The sequence below is a fragment of the Morganella sp. HSTU-ASny43 genome, assembly GCF_022819185.1.
Lineage (GTDB): Bacteria > Pseudomonadota > Gammaproteobacteria > Enterobacterales > Enterobacteriaceae > Morganella > Morganella morganii.
Window position 1 is genome coordinate 74,825 of the sequence record NZ_WSPG01000001.1, and the last position, 21,522, is coordinate 96,346.

General features: G+C 49.0%; 14 protein-coding genes and 1 pseudogene. 13 read left to right on the forward strand and 2 right to left on the reverse strand.

From position 1 onward, the window contains the following. Positions 1 to 235 precede the first annotated feature (235 nt). From GN208_RS00385 to map, 5 genes and pseudogenes are all read left to right on the forward strand, one after another. On the forward strand, positions 236 to 448 hold the full coding sequence (locus GN208_RS00385; RefSeq protein WP_004236972.1) for a hypothetical protein: 213 nt from the start codon (positions 236 to 238) through the stop codon (positions 446 to 448). A gap of 273 nt (positions 449 to 721) precedes the next feature. After that, positions 722 to 808, forward strand: a pseudogene (locus GN208_RS18115) (hypothetical protein); the annotation flags it as partial. 1,040 nt (positions 809 to 1,848) lie between these two features. Continuing rightward, positions 1,849 to 2,862 (forward strand): tryptophan--tRNA ligase, encoded by a 1,014-nt coding sequence (gene trpS, locus GN208_RS00390; RefSeq protein WP_004236969.1) that lies wholly within the window; start codon positions 1,849 to 1,851, stop codon positions 2,860 to 2,862. Positions 2,863 to 2,979: 117 nt separating this feature from the next. After that, on the forward strand, positions 2,980 to 3,186 hold the full coding sequence (locus GN208_RS00395) for a ParD-like family protein (RefSeq protein WP_004241949.1): 207 nt from the start codon (positions 2,980 to 2,982) through the stop codon (positions 3,184 to 3,186). Continuing rightward, a complete protein-coding gene (map, locus tag GN208_RS00400; protein ID WP_004236966.1) occupies positions 3,179 to 3,955 on the forward strand; it encodes a type I methionyl aminopeptidase in 777 nt (258 codons plus the stop codon). Before GN208_RS00395 ends, map begins: the two co-directional genes overlap by 8 nt. A gap of 68 nt (positions 3,956 to 4,023) precedes the next feature. Here the strand turns inward: map and GN208_RS00405 are convergent, their stop codons facing one another. Next, the gene (locus tag GN208_RS00405; RefSeq protein ID WP_004236965.1) at positions 4,024 to 4,617 is read right to left on the reverse strand and encodes a TetR/AcrR family transcriptional regulator; all 594 of its coding nucleotides are present in this window, start codon (positions 4,615 to 4,617) and stop codon (positions 4,024 to 4,026) included. 144 nt (positions 4,618 to 4,761) lie between these two features. Here GN208_RS00405 and GN208_RS00410 point away from each other — a divergent pair, with 144 nt between their 5' ends. From GN208_RS00410 to tadA, 3 genes are all read left to right on the forward strand, one after another. Further along, on the forward strand, positions 4,762 to 6,240 hold the full coding sequence (locus tag GN208_RS00410; protein ID WP_004236964.1) for an MFS transporter: 1,479 nt from the start codon (positions 4,762 to 4,764) through the stop codon (positions 6,238 to 6,240). Positions 6,241 to 6,338: 98 nt separating this feature from the next. Further along, positions 6,339 to 6,977 carry a leucine efflux protein LeuE gene (leuE, locus tag GN208_RS00415; protein ID WP_004236962.1) on the forward strand — a complete coding sequence of 213 codons (639 nt, stop codon included), beginning with the start codon at positions 6,339 to 6,341 and terminating at the stop codon, positions 6,975 to 6,977. Between the two features lie 65 nt (positions 6,978 to 7,042). Further along, complete coding sequence (gene tadA, locus GN208_RS00420) at positions 7,043 to 7,570, forward strand: tRNA adenosine(34) deaminase TadA (protein ID WP_004241953.1); 528 nt, start codon at positions 7,043 to 7,045, stop codon at positions 7,568 to 7,570. Here the strand turns inward: tadA and mltF are convergent, their stop codons facing one another. Next, complete coding sequence (gene mltF, locus GN208_RS00425; protein WP_004236959.1) at positions 7,571 to 9,010, reverse strand: membrane-bound lytic murein transglycosylase MltF; 1,440 nt, start codon at positions 9,008 to 9,010, stop codon at positions 7,571 to 7,573. A gap of 261 nt (positions 9,011 to 9,271) precedes the next feature. On the opposite strand from mltF, the gene purL reads away from it, so the two are divergent. From purL to GN208_RS00450, 5 genes are all read left to right on the forward strand, one after another. Beyond that, on the forward strand, positions 9,272 to 13,159 hold the full coding sequence (purL, locus tag GN208_RS00430) for a phosphoribosylformylglycinamidine synthase (protein ID WP_015422608.1): 3,888 nt from the start codon (positions 9,272 to 9,274) through the stop codon (positions 13,157 to 13,159). A gap of 373 nt (positions 13,160 to 13,532) precedes the next feature. Further along, entirely contained in the window at positions 13,533 to 15,884 is a 2,352-nt protein-coding gene (locus GN208_RS00435; protein ID WP_243828266.1) for a TonB-dependent receptor plug domain-containing protein, read from the forward strand. Between the two features lie 65 nt (positions 15,885 to 15,949). Further along, positions 15,950 to 17,620 carry an ABC transporter ATP-binding protein/permease gene (locus tag GN208_RS00440; RefSeq protein ID WP_225806405.1) on the forward strand — a complete coding sequence of 557 codons (1,671 nt, stop codon included), beginning with the start codon at positions 15,950 to 15,952 and terminating at the stop codon, positions 17,618 to 17,620. Further along, positions 17,617 to 20,415 (forward strand): insulinase family protein, encoded by a 2,799-nt coding sequence (locus tag GN208_RS00445; protein WP_087769978.1) that lies wholly within the window; start codon positions 17,617 to 17,619, stop codon positions 20,413 to 20,415. Before GN208_RS00440 ends, GN208_RS00445 begins: the two co-directional genes overlap by 4 nt. A 3-nt stretch (positions 20,416 to 20,418) precedes the next feature. Then, positions 20,419 to 21,132 (forward strand): TonB family protein, encoded by a 714-nt coding sequence (locus GN208_RS00450; RefSeq protein ID WP_004236952.1) that lies wholly within the window; start codon positions 20,419 to 20,421, stop codon positions 21,130 to 21,132. The last annotated feature ends 390 nt before the right edge of the window (positions 21,133 to 21,522 follow it).

Consider the following 21,522-nt stretch of genomic DNA (forward strand, 5'->3'; position numbering starts at 1 on the left):
ATTGAAGAGGGGTGATAGGTAATATCTGATTATATTGTCGCTGTGAATAATAAATAAGACCACGGATTAGTTAGCATGAATACCGGTATATACGGATTATTCTCTGTTTTTCATGATGTAAAAAAGGAATTCTTGATTAAGATTTAAATAATATGGAGTATATATGCACATACCATGACGTTATCTGTAAACCGGTGTGTCGCTATATGACTTTTTTATTGATAAGGATATCCGTATGAAAGAATTATCTGTTCGTGAGTGTGACGCTGTCATCGGCAGCGGAATCGCTGATTTTCTCCGGCCGGGAAGCGGTGATGTTTCTCCGTCGGTAACACCGGAAAAAACCGGTGGTCAGTTGATTATCGGCGGGGGAATCGGTCTGGGCTTCGGGGGATTCCCGTTTATCGTCGGTGTTTTCATTGGCGGGATCATTAAAATTCCCCGCTGATACAAAGATAATAAATAAGGTCACTGCGGTGACCTTTTTTGTGCCCGGAAGAAAGTGAAAAGAATAAAAAAAAGCCCGGACACAAAACGTGACCGGGCGGAAAGGATATAGGTATGATAATCATGAACAGTATGGAAAGTTCATGTGTGTATAATAAAGGGAGCTGTCTAAACAAAAGCACAACACAAGGCCGTTACAGGGAAACCGGTGGCAGGTGTTGTTTTTTACGGTGTCACACCATAACCGCTTCCGGGAGACTGCTGTGTATTTTGTTCTTACGGCACGGTGGCTTGTCCGCCGGTACAGGAAGCCGCGCTGACGGGGAAAAAATCCTGCTGCTGTCAGTCGTCCGGGGAATAAAAAATACCCGCACAGGTTAGTGTGCGGGTAAATCATGTCAGAACGTGTACCTGCACAGTCAGGAGCAGGTCAGTAATGTGAATATCAATTAATTAAAACTGCTTATCAATATAGTCGCTGTACGGAAGATGTACAGCATAAAAATGTATTTACGGTTATTTTTAGTATTTACACGTAGTTGTTTATATCAGGTGGGATACTTATATTGCAGTATATTTTTTCCATGATATACAATGCATTACCGGGTTATTGACCAACATTTCTGACGGGAAATAAAAAAGCCTCTGAACAAACGAAACCGGTTCAGAGGCGTCAGGCGTTACTTTCAGCTTGGTAACATCTTGAAGATAGTTAAATTATATGAATTAGTCAAAAAATGACTGATCAAAAAAATGTGCTTTTGCCGGGAAGGAAAGGGAGAACAGAGTATTGCACAGCATCATAAATAAAAACGCCTTTCAGTTTTGATATAACACTGAAAGGCGTTCAGAGAGACAATACGTCTGCGTTCATTTAATCATCCCATTTCGGGCTCATGACGGTGGCAAACAGACAGGATAAGATAATAAATCCGAGTGTCAGTAAAAACATATATTCTCCTTAATATAACTTTAGTCTGATCCGATAAACATTCTCCGGCGGAAGGTAATAAATCATAATGTGTCTTCACTGACTGATTCTACCTGATAAAGCCGGTAACTCAATGAAAGAAAACTGATTTATTGTCATGATTTGTCATCTTTGTCCGGGGTGTGCTGACAAAGAATAAAGTATGTAAATAAAAACAGCAGAAATGAAAATATCCGTCGCAGCAAAAAAAAGAGTGGCAATAAGATATAAAGGTTGTACATTGTCAGCATGATGAATAATAAAATTCCAGGCTGTTTATCACACAATGCTTTCTGGTGGCGCACAACATGCGGCGCCGGTTTTGTTATTCAGTTTTAATTGCAAAAATCGCCGCCGGAGTGCGGCGATTTCATTTCAGACATATTGCATTCACCCCGGCGGCCTCTGATCACAATAAAAGAGGAAATCGTATGTCTGTTCATCACACCCAATCCGTTATTCTGACCGGCGACCGTATCACCGGGCCGTTACACCTCGGACACTATACCGGCTCGCTGCAACAGCGGGTCAGACTTCAGCATTCTGCCGTGCAGTATATTCTGATGGCGGATATGCAGGGACTGACGGATAACGGTGCGCAACCCGAAAAAGTAAACCGTTATTTTTATGATGTAGCGGCGGATTACCTGGCGGCAGGCATCGATCCCGCCCATTCGGTGATTTGTCTGCAATCGGCGCTGCCCGCACTGGCTGAACTGACACTGCTGTATCTCAATCTGGTGACCGTTTCCCGGCTGGAGCGGAATCCGACGGTTAAACAGGAAATCATTCAGAAGCAGTTCTCCCGTACACTGCCGGCCGGATTTCTGATTTATCCGGTCAGCCAGGCGGCGGATATCACTGCGTTTAAAGCTGATCTGGTGCCGGTCGGGGAAGATCAACTGCCGATGATTGAACAAACCAATGAGATTGTCAGCAAAATCAATCATGTTACCGGGCAGGAATTACTGGTTCACTGCCGTGCTGAAGTCGGTAAAACCGGCCGCCTGCCGGGGATTGACGGTAACGGTAAGATGTCCAAATCACTGGGAAATGCCATTAATCTCTCTGTCAGTGCGGATGACCTGACGCGTGCCGTCAATGCTATGTTTACCGATCCGCAGCATCTGCGGGTGTCTGATCCCGGCCGGATTGAGGGCAATGTGGTGTTTGCGTATCTTGATGCGTTTCATCCGGATACAGCCCTGGTTGCTGAGATGAAAGCCCGTTATCAGGCGGGCGGTTTAGGCGACAGGGAGTGCAAATCAGTGCTGAACGAGTGCCTGCAGGCACTGCTGGCACCGATCCGTGAGGAGCGGGCGCGACTGATGGCGGATAAGTCTTATCTGCTCTCGGTTATCCGCCGCGGGACAGAAAAAGCGCGGGAAGTGACACAGCAGACGCTGGATCAGGTAAAAAGAGGAATGGGGCTGCTTATTTTTTGAACCGCATTTTTTGCGGATTATGCTGAATAAGCAGGATGCGATTGATTCCCGTTTGCGGGAGGTCTACTATATGAACCATATCTGTTTTATATATGGTTTATCAGTTAAGGATTTCACGTGGGTATTGTTAAAATCTCCGATGAATTACATGAATATCTGCGCCGAGCGAGCACAGTGATGTCGCGCTCTATCAATGCTCAGGCAGAATTCTGGATCAAAATCGGAATGCAGGCTGAAATGAATCCGGATAAAACCTTCACAATGCTTGTCAGCGAAATGCTGGAAAAAGAGTCTGTCAGCCGGAAAGGAGAACAGCATGAGTAGTATCGTTATAAAAACACCTGAAGAAATTGAGCTGATGCGGGAATCAGGTCGTCTGCTGGCAAGCGTTTTTGCCATGCTGGACGATTTCATTAAACCGGGTGTTTCCACGCTGGCGATTAATGACAAAGTTGAAGATTATATTGTGAATACCCTTCAGTCACGCCCTGCCAGTAAAGGACAGTACGGGTTTCAGTATGTGCTGAATACCTCGCTGAATGAAGTGGTGTGCCACGGCGTTCCGAAAGCGGACGAACTGGTGAAAGATAAAGATATCATTAACGTGGATATCACACTGGAAAAGAACGGCTTTATTGCCGATTCCAGTAAAATGTATGTGATGCCGGAAGCATCGCCGCTGGCCCGTAAACTGGTGAAAACCACCTATGATGCCATGTGGGAAGGTATTCAGCAGGTGAAACCGGGCGCGACGCTGGGGGATATCGGTTCAGCTATTCAGCATTATGCTGAATCACGCGGCTACAGCGTGGTGCGCGAGTATTGCGGTCACGGTATCGGCCGTGAGATGCATGAAGCCCCGCAGGTGCTGCACTATGGTGTGCGCGGTAAAGGAACGGAACTGAAAGAGGGGATGACCTTTACCATCGAACCGATGATTAACCAGGGTGGCGCGAAAATCAAAACCAAAAAAGATGGCTGGACGGTGGTGACACGGGATAAAAAATTATCCGCGCAGTCCGAACACACCATTCTGGTGACCGCGACCGGCTATGAAGTGTTAACTCTGCGTGCGGATGAAACATTACGCTGATTTTTATCTGTATAAACAACAGAGTGTGCAAAGCCCGGCTGCGACCGGGCTTTTTTTATCAGAGCAGATCAGGCCTTCAGAAAGCGCAGAAACTGTTCATACAGCACGCCGCCCAGCGTCTGTGCGGTGTAGTGTCCGGACTGCGGCAGGGTATCCACCGCCGCATGCATACCGTGATAAATAATCATGGCCGTGATATCCGGATGTGCCACCCGCCAGTGACTGTGCTTCTCACCTTCCGCAATCAGGGCAAGCAGCTGATTCAGCACGGCATTTTCATGGTCATTGCCCTGCTGGTGAAATCCCTGATGGAACAGGACATCATGCAGTTCCTGTTTTTCAGTATAGGCCGTGACAGAACGATCACACCAGGCTGCCAGTCTGGCATCCGCATCACCTGCCGCACAGGCATCCATCGCCTGCTGAGTCTGTGACAGAAACCAGTCCATATAACGGTGGCGTAATGCCTCGTAAATGTCCGGTTTGGCGGCAAAATAGTGGTAATAGGTTCCCTTGGCGACACCGGCCCGCGCCACAATGTCACTGACTGTAGTGGCATCAAATCCCTTTTCGAGAAACAGTGATTCGGCGGCATCCATCAGTTCATTGATCCGGACATCGGCAGGTTTAAAACGGGGTTTGTGTTCTGCTGACTGAGTCATAAACGTGCCTTGTATAACGGAAAACCCTCATTATGCCATTTCCGGGGTATGAAGGCGAAAAAAATGCGCAAATGAAATACGTTCTCATTTTTATTGACCGTCGGTCGGTCAATGTGTATTCTGCCTCTGTGAAAGGAGAACACTATGAACAGACTTCGTTATTTTGCCGTTACTACCGCGATTTGCCTGGGTACTTTTATGGCAACGCTGGATATCAGTATCGTGAATGTGGCACTGCCGGCCATTCAGCATGATTTGGATGCACCGATGGTGTCATTACAGTGGCTGATAGATGCTTATGCATTGTGCTTATCCGCCGTTATCCTGTCCGCCGGTCCGCTGAGTGACCGTTACGGGCGCAAAAAGATGTGGCTGGCGGGTGTGCTGATTTTTACCCTCGGCTCACTGCTTTGTGCACTGGCGGATACACTGCCGTTGCTGCTGTCAGGGCGGGTAGTGCAGGGGATAGCGGCGGCGCTGCTGATCCCCGGAGCTTTGTCGCTGATCACGCATACTTTTGCGGATAATCAGCAGCGGATCCGTGTGATTGGTATCTGGTCATCGGTCAGTGCGCTGTCACTGATTACCGGGCCGATCCTCGGCGGCGTGCTGGTGCATACCACCGGCTGGGAAGGCATTTTTCTGATCAATATTCCGGTTGGTATAATCACGTTTCTGCTCGGGCAGTACGGCATCCGTGAAAGTGCGGATCCGGAGAAAGCGGCGTTTGATCCGGCAGGGCAGTTACTCAGTATCGCAGCGCTGGGCTGTGTGACATACGGGCTGACAGAGGCGGGTATTCATGGCTGGCTGCATCCGCTGACGCTGTTAACTGTCACCGGCGGAATTATTTTTCTTTTATTATTTCTGTACACCGAAAGCCGGGTGGCAAAACCGCTGCTGCCGCTGGCGGATTTCGGACGCCGCGAGTATCTGCACTATAATCTGGCCTCGTTTGTGATTGGTTTTGCGGCTTACACCAATGTGTTTTTTATCGCGCTGTTTTTACAGAAAGCGCAGGGCTGGAATGCCCTTGAAGCAGGATGGCGGATGTCGCCGGAATTTATCGCCATGGCGCTGTTTGCATTCTCTTTCGGGCGGATCGCCCGCAAACTGAGTATCCGGCTGATCCTCGGCACCGGTCTGCTGCTGACCGCAGCGGCCTGCGGGCTGATGACTTTACTGACGCCGTATACGCCGTATCCGCTGACAGGGCTGATGCTGTTTATGCTCGGCACCGGTATGGGATTATCGATTCCCGCCACCGGGGCGCTGATTATGCATGCCGCTGATCCGGCGCGTTCCGGCGTGGCATCGGCGACACTGAATATGATGCGCCAGACCGGTATGACGCTGGGGGTGGCACTGCTCGGTACACTGATGATACAGCGGGCGGTCAGTATTGCGCAGCACCGTCAGCTGCCGTCTGCAGAGCAGCTTATTACCGGCGCACAGAGCGGAGAACTGACAGTTGCCGTGCAGAATACAGTTTATGAAGCCTTTGCGGGCGGGTTTAATCTGGCAATGGCAGGCGCAGCATTATCGGCAGTATGGGTATTTATCCTGATATTTTATCCCCGCGGCCGCAAAATGCCGCAGGAAAACGGGAAAATAACCTTATAACAGAGTGGGTATATCCGTGGCATGTATTTTGTGATTTATTAATCTGAACACAAAATAATAAAAATCAGCAGTAAATTTGCACACACCACGGAGGCGTTATGTTTGAAAATCTGGGCATACTGAATATCGGTACTTATATTATCGGCGTTATTTTTATTATCCTTGTGCCGGGGCCGAACTCACTGTATGTCCTTAAATCCAGTGCGACATTCGGATATAAAAAAGGTTACCAGGCCGCACTGGGCGTATTTACCGGTGATGCGGTACTGATCATGTTGTCATTTCTGGGCGTGGCCTCAGTGATTAAAGCCTCTCCGGCATTATTTACCGCCGTGCGTTACCTCGGTGCCGCGTATTTATTGTATCTGGGACTGAAAATCCTCTATGCCACCTTTATGCAGAAGAAGGGGCATCATGAGGATAAGCCGCTGAAAGCGGAAAATGCCTTTAATAAAGCCCTGATCCTGAGCCTGACAAACCCGAAAGCAATTCTGTTTTATGTCTCTTTCTTTATCCAGTTTATTGATTTTAATTATTCTCATCCGGCGGTGAGTTATGGCGTGCTGGCGCTGATTCTGGAAACGGTCAGTTTTTTGTATCTCTCCTTTTTAATTTACAGCGGCACTAAATTATCACAGTTCTTCCGCCACAAAAAACAGGCGGCAAAAGTGGGCAACAGCACCATCGGACTGTTTTTTATGGGCTTTGCCGCCAAACTGGCGCTGTTTACGGCGTAAAGAAACTGCCTGCCTGACAAAAGTGACGCTATACTGTGCCTGATTTTAAATAAGCAGGTATCCACGTGACTGACAGTACAACACCTTATAATAATGATGAATTCTGGATGAGGCAGGCGCTGGCGCTGGCAGAAGAGGCGGCGCTGGCCGGAGAGATCCCGGTCGGGGCTGTGCTGGTGAAAGATAATCAGCGCATTGCCGGTGGTTTCAATCAGCCGATCCTCAGCCATGACCCGACAGCCCACGCTGAAATTGTTACGTTGCGCGGGGCCGGGGCGGTGCTGGAAAATTACCGTCTTACCGATGCCACACTGTATGTCACCCTCGAACCCTGCATGATGTGTGCCGGGGCACTGATCCACAGCCGGATCAAACGTCTGGTGTACGGCGCGGCAGAGCCGAAAACCGGTGCTGCGGGGTCATTTATTGATTTGCTGACCTTACCGCGTCTCAATCATTATATGGAAGTGACAGGGGGCGTGCTGGGGGAGGAGTGTTCGGCAATGCTCAGTGAATTTTTCCGCCACCGCCGTGCGGAGAAAAAAGCCCTGAAAAAACAGCATGCGGAAAGTCAGAAATCAGAGAATGAGTGATCAGTTTGGTGCGGCAGAGGTCAGAATCTCTGCCGTTTCTTCCTGCGGCTGCTGTAACAGCAGCTCTTCCTGATGTAAATCGAGATAGCCCTGTAAACTGAGCTGGTAACGACGCACCCCTTCCACATAGCGGTAAGCTTCGTAACCGCGCGCATAGCCGTACGGCAGAGACTGATAATAGGCTTTTTTGCTCAGCAGCGGCAGACGGGATTTCACATCCAGCCAACTGTCCGGATCCGCCCCCTGCATCTCGGTCAGTTTGCGGACATCCAGCATATGACCGTAGCCCATATTATAAGCGGCGAGGGCAAACCAGATTTTTTCATCATCGGGGATGGAATCCGGCAGTTTGTCCATCAGGTAATTTATATATGTCCCGCCGCCCTTGATGCTCTGCTCAGGGTCAAGGCGATCCTCAATCCCGAAGAAATCCGCCGTCGGCCGGGTCAGCATCATAATGCCGCGCACGCCGGTCGGTGAGGTGGCGGTCGGGTTCCAGTGTGATTCCTGCCAGGCTATCGCAGCCAGTACCTGCCAGTCCATTTTCCCCGCGTACTTTTCAAACAGCGGGCGGTAAGTGGCCAGTTGGGTGTTGATGGCATTAATAAAGGTTTTGGTATCCACATAATTAAACTGATTCATGTGGCTGAAATACTTCTCTTCCAGACGCGCCAGGGTGTCGGTTTCCCGTGTCTGGTTGAAAAAATCGAGCAGGGCGGCATTCAGGCTGCTGTCTTCACTGCGTTTCAGATACCAGGTCAGCGGCTGGTTTTCTGTGACCTCAAAGGCCACCGTGACATTCGGATGAATATGCTGTTCCTGTGCCACGCTGACAGAATCGCTGACGACATAATCAATCTCACCTTTTGCCAGTCGCTGAAGCAGATGGCTGCTGTTTTTATCGGCAATTTCACGGATATCCAGATCCGGATATTTATCTGCTTTGAGCTGGCGGAGCAGGCGGGCGTGAGCACTGCCGGCTGTGACCCAGACCGGAGAGCCGAGATCGCCCAAATCCCGCGGACGTTTGTTACCCATGCGGTAGAGAAGCTGCTGTGCGACGGTGTAATATGTCGGGCCGCTCAGCGCGTTGTCCAGGCGGTCTTCATTATAGATAAGCCCAGCGGCGAGCAGATCGGCATCATTATTGGCAAGGTCGCTGAACAGGTCATTGACACCGTCGCGTTCCCGCACCACCAGTTTTACCCCGAGGTAGTCCGCGAAACGCTGCGCCAGTTCGTAATCAAAACCGCTGGCCTGTCCCTGCTTATTAAAGCTGATAAGCGGTGATGCCACTGCGCTGACACGCAGTTCCCCCCGCGCGAGAATACGGTTGAGCTGCGGCTGCTGCGATGGCCAGCTGATATTGATGGCGATCAGCGCCGCCGCGAACAGCGCGACGACGACGATAACGACATAATTTAGCTTTTTATGTACCAAAGGCGCATCTCACCGGTTACACAAAAGGATTCATTCTGAGGCATAAATTACCATGGTTATATTTCCAGTAATCGGACATTTTGCTCAACATTTTGTCACTGTGCAACTTTATTCCGTTTTCCGGGGCTGAAATCCGGAAAAAATCCCCCCGGGAAAAAACGTCACGCAAACGGTTTCGTCGGCGTCAGTATTGCTCTATAATGTGCCCGTTTCCCCTCCGGGCCGATGGCTCTGCGTGTTAAAAAGAGAGAACTGACAACTATGGAAATTTTGCGTGGCTCACCTGTGTTATCTGCGTTTCGCGTATCAAAATTTATCAGCGCGTTCACTGAACACCACCTGCCGGTGACCAACATCTATGCGGAATATGTGCATTTTGCTGATCTTTCCGCACCCCTGACCGACGATGAGCACTCCAAATTACAGCAGTTGCTCCGCTACGGCCCGTCGCTGGCGGAACATGCGCCGGAAGGGATCCTGTTTCTTGTCACGCCGCGCCCGGGAACATTATCTCCCTGGTCATCGAAAGCCACGGATATCGCGCATAACTGCGGTCTGTCAGCCGTTACCCGGCTGGAGCGGGGAATCGCCTACTATATTACTACCACAGGGCTGACAGAGAATGAACATCAGCAACTGAGTGCGCTGTTGCATGACCGCATGACAGAAACGGTTTTCAGCGAACTGTCACAGGCACAGGCGCTGTTTGCCCGTCATGAACCGGCACCGCTGACCGTGATTGACCTCGCGGGTCAGGGCCGAGCGGCACTGGAAAAAGCCAACATTTCGCTGGGGCTGGCGCTGGCGGAAGATGAAATCGATTATCTGGCTGATGCATTCACGAAACTCGGCCGCAATCCGTCCGATGCGGAACTCTATATGTTTGCCCAGGCAAACTCTGAGCACTGCCGCCACAAGATTTTTAATGCTGACTGGGTGATTGACGGCGAAGAACAGCCGAAATCCCTGTTTAAGATGATTAAAAATACTTTCGAGCAGACACCGGATCATGTGCTGTCCGCGTATAAAGATAACGCGGCGGTGATGGAAGGCTCCTCCGCCGGACGTTTCTTCCCGCAGGGGGAAGACCGCAGTTATCAGTATCATCAGGAAGAGACTCATATCCTGATGAAAGTGGAAACCCATAACCACCCGACCGCCATTTCCCCGTGGCCGGGGGCGGCAACCGGCTCCGGCGGTGAAATCCGTGACGAAGGTGCGACCGGGCGCGGTGCCAAACCAAAAGCGGGATTAACCGGGTTTTCTGTCTCCAACCTGCGTATCCCGGGCTTTACCCAGCCTTGGGAGCAGGATTTCGGCAGACCGGACCGCATTGTCAGCGCCTATGACATCATGACTGAAGGTCCGCTCGGCGGCGCGGCATTTAATAACGAATTCGGCCGTCCGGCACTGCTCGGCTATTTCCGGACCTATGAAGAGAAAGTCAGCAGCCACAACGGCGAGGAACTGCGCGGCTACCATAAGCCCATTATGCTGGCGGGCGGTATCGGTAATATCCGTGCTGATCACGTGCAGAAAGGAGAGATCCCGCCGGGGGCGAAACTGATTGTATTAGGCGGCCCGTCGATGAATATCGGCCTGGGCGGTGGTGCGGCATCTTCCATGACATCCGGTCAGTCGGATGCGGATCTGGATTTTGCCTCTGTGCAGCGCGATAACCCGGAAATGGAGCGCCGTTGCCAGGAAGTGATCGACGCCTGCTGGCAACAGGGGGATAACAACCCGATTCTGTTTATCCATGATGTCGGTGCGGGCGGTCTGTCCAACGCCATGCCGGAACTGGTCAGTGACGGCGGGCGCGGCGGACGTTTCGAGCTGCGCGATATCCTCAGTGATGAGCCGGGTATGAGCCCGCTGGAAATCTGGTGTAACGAATCCCAGGAACGCTATGTGCTGGCGGTCTCGCCTGAGCAGTTGCCGCTGTTTGAGGCACTCTGTCAGCGCGAGCGCGCGCCGTATGCGGTGATTGGTGAAGCGACAGAAAAACGTGACCTGATCCTGAATGACAGCCATTTTGATAATCAGCCGATTGATATGCCGCTGGATATCCTGCTGGGTAAAACCCCGAAAATGCGCCGTGATGTCACCACACTGACCGCGGAAGGCACACCGATTGATCGCCGCGATATTAATCTGCATGAAGCGGTAAAACGCGTGCTGCACTTACCGGCGGTAGCGGAAAAAACCTTCCTGATCACCATCGGTGACCGCACGGTGACCGGCATGGTTTCCCGTGATCAGATGGTCGGCCCGTGGCAGATTCCGGTGGCGGATTGCGCGGTGACCACTGCCAGCCTTGACAGTTACTATGGCGAGGCAATGTCCATCGGTGAACGTGCGCCGGTTGCTCTGCTTGATTTTGCCGCTTCAGCGCGTATGGCGGTGGCGGAAGCGCTGCTGAATATTGCCGGTGTGCAGATTGGCGATATTAAGCGGATTAAATTATCCGCCAACTGGATGGCCGCAGCCGGGCATCCGGGCGAAGATGCCGGGTTATATGCAGCGGTGAAAGCAGTGGGTGAGGAGTTATGTCCGGCGCTCGGCCTGACTATCCCGGTCGGTAAAGATTCCATGTCGATGAAAACCCGCTGGAACGAGCAGGGCGAAGAGCGTGAGATGACCTCGCCGCTGTCACTGGTGATCACGGCATTTGCCCGTGTGGATGATGTGCGCCGGACCGTCACGCCGCAACTGCGGAGCGATGTGCCGAACCGTCTGCTGCTGGTGGATCTGGGGGAAGGCCGTAATACCCTCGGTGCCACCGCACTGGCGCAGGTGTATCGCCAGCTGGGACAGAAAGGCGCGGATCTGCGCAATCCGCAGGCGCTGCGTGCATTCTTTGACACCATGCAGACCCTGGTGTGGGATGAAAAACTGCTTGCGTATCATGACCGCTCAGACGGCGGCCTGTTTGTCACACTGGCGGAAATGGCCTTTGCCGGACACTGCGGTGTGAATGCGGATATCAGTGCATTTGATGAGGATATCCTCGGCGCGCTGTTTACCGAAGAGCCGGGGGCTGTGCTCCAGGTGCGTGAAGCGGATCTGGATGGCGTTGTGCAGGCCTTCACCGATGCCGGTCTGGCAGATATGCTGCATGTTCTCGGTGAAGCTGTACCGGGGGATGATTTTGTTGTCCGCAGCCATAATACAGAAGTCTATCACCAGTCCTGCCGTGAACTGCGGATCATGTGGGCGGAAACCACCTGGCAGATGCAGCGTCAGCGTGATAACCCTACCTGTGCGGATGAAGAGCATGAAGCCAAGCAGGATCTGACAGACCCGGGCCTTAATGTGGTACTGACGTTCGATCAGAATGACGATATCGCCGCGCCATATATTGTAAAAGGCGTGCGTCCGCGTGTCGCGGTGCTGCGTGAGCAGGGGGTTAACTCCCATGTGGAAATGGCGGCCGCCTTCCACCGTGCCGGGTTTGATGCCATCGATGTGCATATGAGTGACCTGCTGAACGGGCACCTTCCGCTGGACAGTTTTCAGGCGCTGGTTGCCTGCGGCGGCTTCTCTTACGGGGACGTACTGGGTGCCGGTGAAGGCTGGGCGAAATCGATTCTGTTCAATCCGCAGGTACGGGATGAATTTGCGCAGTTCTTTGCGCGTCCGGATACCTTATCACTCGGGGTCTGTAACGGCTGTCAGATGATGTCAAACCTGCGGGATCTGATTCCGGGGGCGGATTTATGGCCGCGCTTTACCCGTAACCGCTCTGAACGTTTTGAAGCGCGTTTCAGTCTGGTCGAAGTGGCACAAAGCCCGTCTCTGCTGCTGAGCGGCATGGCCGGTTCGCGGATGCCGATTGCGGTGTCTCACGGCGAAGGGCTGGCGGAATTCCGTGATGCGGCACATCAGCAGGCGCTGACGGAACGCGGCCTGGTGGCTCTGCAATATGTGGATAACTACGGGCAGGTCACTGAACGCTATCCGGCCAACCCGAACGGTTCACCGGACGGTATCACGGCGGTCACGACCGATGACGGACGTGCCACTATTATGATGCCGCATCCGGAACGCGTTTTCCGTACCGTCAGCAACTCCTGGCATCCGGAGAACTGGGGTGAGGACGGACCGTGGTTGCGGATCTTCCGTAATGCCCGTAAACAATTAGGCTGATAAACACGCGGGTATAACTTTTCAGTTTTACCCGCTTTTTTACTTACCACAATAATATTACCGCAATAATAAATCCTCTCTGCTTCTGTCAGTTGCTGAACAGTATTGATAATCGTTATTAATTAGTTCTCACCTGAATACAAACATAAATAATAAGATAATCTATTTAAAAATAGTATTTTAGCCACTTTAAAATTCCACTGAATCGCTATTGCAATCCAATTATATTCAATAATGATTTTATCAGTAATGTGATGAAACATAGTTTCATTATCATTTTTTTCGTTGAATACGTAGTTTCACCATGTTAGCATTTGCAAACAATAATGATAATGCGAATAGATATCATTTGCTTTAAAATAAAGTTAACCCAATGAAAAATACAGATAAATTACTTATTGCAGCTATTACAGGCAGTTCATTTTGTAGTTTTTATACACATGCAGCTCAATATAACCCCGATAACCATATTAAGGTTGCGGTTAAATCGGATGCACACGCAGAGACAGATGATCCTCTGTCGTCTCAAACGATAACAGAGCAGGAAATAAAGGATTCACCATCATCTAATAGTAACCTGAGTGATTATTTGAAAGCCGTCCCTGGTGCCCGTGTGGAGAGTAAATCAGAAACAGGATTTACCAATGGTGAAATTAAACCGCTCTCTGTTTCCATTAACGGTGCGCCTTCAGAACAGACGGCGTATATGATAGACGGGGTGAATATTAATAACGATATTGACCCGGCTTCCTCCTTATTTGATGGCACCATGGGCGTCAATCCGAATAAGAGTTCAGAGCAGGCTTATTTCTTTGATGCGAAACTACTTTCGGGAATAACGGTTTACAGTAATAACGTTCCGGCAAACCTGGGCGGATTTACCGGCGGGGCAGTTGTGGCGGAAACCCGGCAGTACAGCGGGGAAAATCACGCATCAGTCAGTTACCGTACCACCCGGTCCTCCTGGGCATCATTAAAAGCGGATGAGGCTGTAAAAGACGCGCTGGATAAAAAAGTCCCCAACGGAATGAATGCAGAATTTCAGCCCGTTTATAAAAAGGAATTCTTTAATCTGACGGCGGAATACGGATTAACGGAGAATACCGGTATGGTATTCGGCTTCAGCCGCCGTGATTCTGATATCCGCCAGACCCGGATGCTGAATTCGAAAGGAGAGACGGATAACCGTAATCACACCCGCCGTTCCGATAATATGCTGGTCAATTTTAACTGGACACCGGATACCGGCCGGACACTGGAAGCCGGGTTCCGCATGTCAGATTATAAAGAGGGTAAGTTTTACGCCAATAATATTGATAATAACGTCAATGATACCCATCAGGCTTACGGTACGACGATCCGGTATATTCAGTCTGTGCCGGGCGGTAAACTGATATCAACGGCAGCATATGACAAGTTTTCCGATAAACGCCGTTCCAACAGTACCGAAGCCAGTGTGGTGACTGACCTGGATACCGGTCTTGATTTTGAAGAAGGCGGTTATGGTAACAGTCAGCTGACGCAGGAAAATATCAATTTAATTCTGGATTATAATGCTGACCCCGTATTCTTCGGAAATACAGAGCACGTTTTCAATACAGGGGCAGATTACCGTCATACGGCATATGCGTTTAAGCGGGATGAAGATGTTCACTCAACGGTATCATTAATTGACAGTACCGGCCGGGATGTTCTTTTAAGTGAACTGACCGCGTCAAAAGGAACCGTAAATACCTCTCATCAGAATTATGCACTTTATGCTCAGGACACGATTAAAACCGGTGATTTCACATTCCGTCCCGGCTTACGTCTGGAACGGGATAATTATTTAAGTAACACAAATATCGCTCCCCGTTTTACGGCTTACTGGCAGGCATTACCGGATACCCGGTTTAAGTTCGGACTTAATCGTTATTACGGACGTTCATTTGCCACGATGAAGTTATCCGGGAAAATACTGGAACTGAATCAGGATCGTACCCGGGATTACCGTTCACTGACACATTTAAGTACGCCGCATTCCGATGAATTGAACTTCGGGGTTAATCAGGACTGGAATAACTGGCGTATTTCCGCAGATTATACATACAGAAAGTATAAGCAGCGGATTGTGGTTAAGCGCAGTACTCAGGATGATAAGAAAGTTGATTCATTCACCAACGGCGATGATTTTAATGCTCAGATTTATACGCTGCAAATAACCAATAAAACACCGTGGACTCTTGGTGCGACAGAGTGGAATACCACATTAGGTGCTGACTGGCTGAATACCGGCAGAGCCGATCTTGAGAAAACATTAGATCCGGATGAGGTGGTTATTCTTGATGGACGTCTGATGTCCCGTGCTCAGATGGAAAAAGAAGTCAATAATAATGAAGAGGAGTGGATGGTCCGTCTGGGTGTTGATATGAAGATCCCGGATAATAATATTACCTGGTCGAATAAATTTTATATTAAAGCACCGGTCCATTCTTATGCAGAAACCAACAGTACGGATGATATTACTGTTTATAAAACGCAGAACTTCGGAACACATACTCAATGGGATACCAGCCTGAGCTGGCAGCCGGCTATTTACGGTTCACATCAGCTTTATTTCCGTGCCGAAGTACTCAATGTGCTGAACCAGGTCAGGAAAATGGAAAATAAAGGCTACAGTTCAAATGAGTACGGAATTTATACTCCGGGACGTGAATTCTGGCTTGAAGTTGGTTATGAATTTTAATTGAGACATAAGAAACTGCCGGCGGAAATTCTGTTTTCTGCCGGCAGCCCATGACAAAACACAGTATGAATAGTAAATCTGAATTAAATAAAAATAAATTTATCAAACAGGTCTGGAGCCTGGCCTGTCCGTATTGGAAAAGCCGGGAATGGAAAATAGCCTGGCCGCTGATTATTTCTGTTATTGCACTTAATTATATTGTTGTTGAAATTGCAGTGAAATACAGCGACTGGAACCGTGATTTTTTTAATCTTATGCAGAATAAGGACTGGGATAATTTCTGGCCGATGCTGAGTCAGTTTGTTCTGATCATGGTGGTTTATTCTTCTGTCGATCTTATTGAAGAATATTTGCGCCGGACATTACGTATCCGCTGGCGGGGCTGGCTGACAGAGCGGTTTCTTACGCAGTGGCTGAGCCATAAGCGTATTTACCGGCATCAGCTTTTATACAAAGAGAGTGATAATCCGGATCAGCGTATTGCTCAGGATATAAAAGAATTTTGCGATCAGACATTGCAGCTGGGACTGGGATTACTGCGGACTATCACCAGTCTGGTGTCTTTTACCGTTATTTTATGGAATCTTTCCGGAATACTGACATTTGAACTGGGCGGAATGACATGGGTAATACCGGGATATATGGTATGGGTGGCAATATTGTATTCCGTTATCGGTACATGGCTCACCCATAAAATTACCAGAAAACTGATCCCGCTGACATTTCAGCAGGAAAAATGTGAAGCCGATTTTCGTTTTCATCTGATGCGGGTAAAAGAATACGCGGAATCGATCAGTTTTCTGCGCGGTGAAAAGGCGGAATTATCCTCATCAAAACGGTTATTCGGGAAAATATGGCAGAACTGGCAATATCTGACCGGAATGAAAATGAAATATCAGGCCTTTAACAGCGGATATAATGAGGTCGCCCGCATTTTCCCGTATCTGGTGGCATCGCCGCGGCTGATGAGCGGCAGCCTGCAACTCGGGGATATGATGCAGACCGCAACCGGATTTTACCGGGTACAGGAAGCATTCAGCTGGTTTGTCGATTCTTATGAGTCAGTAGCAAACTGGCGGGCAGTCACCGGGCGTCTGGTGACATTCAGTTCGCAGCTGGATTCTATTACCGGCACCGGCACAATCCGTCAGTCTGATTCTCCCGAATGGTCTGAGTTATCAGTATTTTTACCGGATAACCGCCCGGTTCAGGAAAATATGTCCGGTGCCTTTCCGGACAGCAGCTCAATAACAGGCCCGTCGGGATGCGGGAAAAGTACATTCCTGCGCACACTCGCCGGATTATGGCCGCATTATAAAGGTTCATTATCCATGCCTCCGGATAATAACTGCATGTTTATTCCCCAGAAACCGTATTTACCGGAAGCCACATTGCGGGAAATTTTAATATATCCCCATATTCACGGGGAATATGACGATGCATTGCTGGCCGGTGCATTAACGGATGTGGGACTCAGTCATTTTATTCCTGAACTGGATACCGGGAAAAACTGGCAGCACACATTATCCGGCGGAGAACTTCAGAAAATAATGCTGGCGCGGTGTCTGATACAAAAACCGGCCTGGCTGTTTCTCGATGAGGCCTTATCCGCACTCGATGAGGAAAATTATAAAACACTGAGCCGGTTACTCAGGGAAAAACTGGCTCACAGTCATATTATCGAAATATCTCACAGGGAAGACGTGAGAAATGATAAGCCCGGGTTGATTTTATGAAAAGAATACTACTGATAACCGGCATGTTATTTATTTTGTCCGCCTGTTCCGGTCAGCAGACACAGGTTAATGACCTGCTGAAAATGAAAACACTCCGGTATGACCCGGCAATAGAAACCGGCACGCTGAATAACGGATTTCGTTATTTTCTGGCGGAAAACAGCACACCGGAGAAAAAAGTGTATATCCGGCTGGTTGTTAATGCCGGATCAATGAATGAGGATGATGACCAGAGAGGCGTTGCACATATTGTCGAACATATGGCATTTAACGGAACAACGCATTTCCCCGGTAATAAGCTGATCCGTGACCTGGAAAAAGCGGGATTAAAATTCGGTATTGATATTAATGCATTCACGGATTTTGAAAATACGGTCTACACATTAAATCTGCCGGACAATGACCCGGTAAAAATTAACCTTGCGCTGGATATTGTTGCTGACTGGGCAGGGCGGGTAACCATAAATCAGGCGGACCTGGATGCAGAAAGGGGCGTTGTTCTGGAAGAGTGGCGCGCCAGACTGGGAGCTATGCTGCGGCTGGGGGATAAAAAGAGCGCCATTGAGATGGCGGGGTCGCGCTATGCATTACGTGACCCTATCGGGGATGCGGAAACAATACAGAATGTCAGCCGTAAACGGGTGGCTGATTTTTATTATCGCTGGTACAGACCGGATAATATGTCTCTGGTAGTCGCCGGGGATATTAATAAACAACACATCCTGTCTCTGCTGAAAACAAAATTAACGATGCTTCCGGTCAGAACAGATCCGCCTGAGATAATTGATTATTCTGTACCGTTGCCGGAACACTGGCGTACGGCTTTTGTTCATGAAGATGAAATCCGGACACCGGCGGTGGAAATCAGTTTTTTCAGTCCTTATCAGGAGGATTATTCACTGGCCCGTTATAAGGATGATCTGGTTAATCAGATTATGACCCGGCTGATAAATATCCGGTTACAACACCTGGAAAAAGAGAATGATGAGTTTATCAGTACCGCGAATTATTACTCTTCAGCGACCGGACGGGAAACCATACAATCTGTATTTTCCCTGCAATTATCAGATGAAAAATATGATGAAGCCACACTGAGTATTTTTAATTTTCTTGCTACTGTTGAGCAGCAGGGTTTTACACAGGCTGAACTGGATGAAGAGCTTGAGCGGTTAACCCGCCTTAATGAAAAACAGAAAGATAAAACCATTTACAGTATTGATCTTGCGGCGGATATGATGACGGCGGCAGCCAGTCATCAGCTGCTTGCAGGGCAGAATGATAAATTTCTTCTCAATCGCTATTATCTGAAAAATATCACCTTAGCCGATGTGAACAGCGCATTTCATACTATGACAGCCGTGAAATCCCGGTTGGTGATGATAACGCATCCGGAGAAAATACAGCCGCAGGCCATGGATGCGGCAGCACTGGAAAAAAACTGGATTGAAAGTCACCGGTTACCACAGAAAAAATGGGACCCGGCCGCAGAACAAATAACAGAACTACCGGATATTAATGTCACGGCCGGTAGTGTGAAACTTATCAGAACGGCTGAAGAATATAATATCAGGGAATATCAGCTGAGTAACGGCAGCCGGTTAATCTATCAGTACAATAATGATAATCCGGGAAAAGTGTTCTTTAAGGCGCTGACACCCGGCGGATTACGGTCAGTACCGGATGACGATTATCATGCGCTGCGGATTGCCGTCAGCCTGACGGATGAAACCGGTTTTGGCCGTTATCCGCTATCCGCATTACAGGCTGTTTTTAATAAGAGTCCGGTGGTAATGTCAACATTACTGGATGAGCATCAGCAGGGTTTTTCCGGCTGGGCAGAGACGGATAATCTTGAAAAAATTCTGACGCTTTTTCATCTGAAATTAAATGAAAGCCGGGTAACGGAAAAAGTATGGCGTAAATATAAATCGGAAATGGATAAACAGCTGGCTGAGAATAATAAAGACAGTCAGCATCTCTTTATGCAGAAAATATCATCACTGCGTTATCCGGGTAAACATACCATATATGATGCCACACAGCAGGATCTTGACGTACTGAGTGCGGAAAAACTGACGCAATTGTATGAACGTTATATCAGTAATAAAACCGATTTTACGTATTTTATTACCGGTGATATTCAGCCCCGCGATGCGGAAAAAATTGCAGGAAAATATCTGGCATCTGTTGGTGTAAAAAAGGATGGCAGAGAACCCGTTGCGATTGAAGCCGGAACACCGGAAACACCATTAATTGTCAGGGGATTGCAGGAGCCGCGGGCTGAAGTGGAGATCTATCTTGTCCGCAAAAATGGCTGGCGGCCGGATAATGCCTATTATCTGGAGATCGGCGGTGAGGTGATTCAGGAAAAACTGCGGGAAAAATTACGTGAGGAAGCATCAGGTGTTTACAGTGTCACCGCATGGTTCTGGCACAACCCGTCTGAAATACAGGATGAGGGACGGATCATGTTCACCTGTGCACCGGAACGGGTGGATGAACTGATTGCCCTGAGTGAACGCGTACTGACGGAATTTGAGCACAACGGGATTGATCGGCAGGTATTCAGAAATAAAATCGTTCAGAGCCGCAATATTCTTGAGCGAACCCATAATTCGGTGACCGGCATACTGGAAGATATTGAACGCAGTTATATGCTGACCGGCGGCCCGTTATTAATCGGCGCTTCACTGCGGGCAAATGAAAAGGCATCTCCGGAAGAGACTGAAATGGTTTTACAGGACTTTTTACGTCATGCCGGAAAATTCCATGCGGTATTACTGCCTGCGGAGTAATCAATGAATCGCTGCAAACTGGCCGGTTTATTCTTTTCTCTGTGTCTTCACGGCGGACTGCTTATTTTTTTATTCTGTATCAGCCAGACTGATTATGCGGAAAACGGCAATATAAGGACGGATAACCGCAGTGCCATGTTATTGCTGCCTGCGCCGGAAAAGGCGGAGGAACACTCTCCGGATATACCGGAACAGAGCGAGAAAAGCCTGTTACCGGTGATAAGCCCGGCAGCGGATAAAAAATCAGAATGGCAGGCGGAAAAAAACAGAAAAAAACGTGAGAATAAACTGCGGCAGAAAATTAAAAAGCCGGTTACTGCACCGCGGCATGATAAAGATGTGCATAAACCGGCAGAGGTTCCGGATACCGGTTTACAGTCATCTCTGTCGGCCGGAAATCATAACCTGACAACAGCCGATACCGTTGCCGGGCAGCGGAGTGACGACGAGCTGTGGTTATACCGGGAAAAAATGCGCAGAGAGATCCTGCGGTATATTTATTATCCTGCCAGAATCAGAAAGGTCAGCGCAGCCGTTGATATTAATGTCAGTATTTCCGGAACCGGTACACTTTCTGACCCCGTGGTGATCAGAAGTTCGGGGAACCGGATACTGGATAAAATTGCGCTCAGTGCGGTCAGTAAATATCAGCCGGTAGGAATTCCGCCGCCGGGGTTGGACAAAAGTATTGTCCTGACGGTGGATTTTATTAAGTAAACTGCGTGTTTGTTTGCATGTCCGGTATAAAAAATCACCTGTGTCATAAAATAACGACAGTCATCATTTTTAATGTCTCCAAAAGGAGACATCTAATGCATTGATATTTAAAGAGGTAAAAAAGAGCAAAAAAGACTGTCGCAAATCAGAGACGTTTTTTTGTAAAACGGGGGAAGAAACCGGAAGATAAGATGCGTATGACAGCACGCCGGAAAAAAATAGCGGGTGATGAAAAATATTTTCTCTTTAATAACAGTGTATTGAATTTTATTTTTCAAAGTTGGCACAGCAGTTGCAATGTCTTCTGCAGTTGCTCATTCAATTTTTTATGTCGGCCCGCACTATGGCGGAAACATGCCACATAAGCCCGGGAATGATGCCAGAGTAAGG

Coding starts and splice junctions, on each gene's coding strand:
- map (WP_004236966.1), top strand. CDS start 3,179: ATGAGTAGTATCGTTATAAAAACACCTGAAGAAATTGAGCTGATGCGG.
- purL (WP_015422608.1), top strand. CDS start 9,272: ATGGAAATTTTGCGTGGCTCACCTGTGTTATCTGCGTTTCGCGTATCA.
- GN208_RS00410 (WP_004236964.1), top strand. CDS start 4,762: ATGAACAGACTTCGTTATTTTGCCGTTACTACCGCGATTTGCCTGGGT.
- leuE (WP_004236962.1), top strand. CDS start 6,339: ATGTTTGAAAATCTGGGCATACTGAATATCGGTACTTATATTATCGGC.
- GN208_RS00385 (WP_004236972.1), top strand. CDS start 236: ATGAAAGAATTATCTGTTCGTGAGTGTGACGCTGTCATCGGCAGCGGA.
- GN208_RS00445 (WP_087769978.1), top strand. CDS start 17,617: ATGAAAAGAATACTACTGATAACCGGCATGTTATTTATTTTGTCCGCC.
- GN208_RS00440 (WP_225806405.1), top strand. CDS start 15,950: ATGAATAGTAAATCTGAATTAAATAAAAATAAATTTATCAAACAGGTC.
- GN208_RS00435 (WP_243828266.1), top strand. CDS start 13,533: ATGAAAAATACAGATAAATTACTTATTGCAGCTATTACAGGCAGTTCA.
- trpS (WP_004236969.1), top strand. CDS start 1,849: ATGTCTGTTCATCACACCCAATCCGTTATTCTGACCGGCGACCGTATC.
- GN208_RS00405 (WP_004236965.1), bottom strand. CDS start 4,617: ATGACTCAGTCAGCAGAACACAAACCCCGTTTTAAACCTGCCGATGTC.
- GN208_RS00450 (WP_004236952.1), top strand. CDS start 20,419: ATGAATCGCTGCAAACTGGCCGGTTTATTCTTTTCTCTGTGTCTTCAC.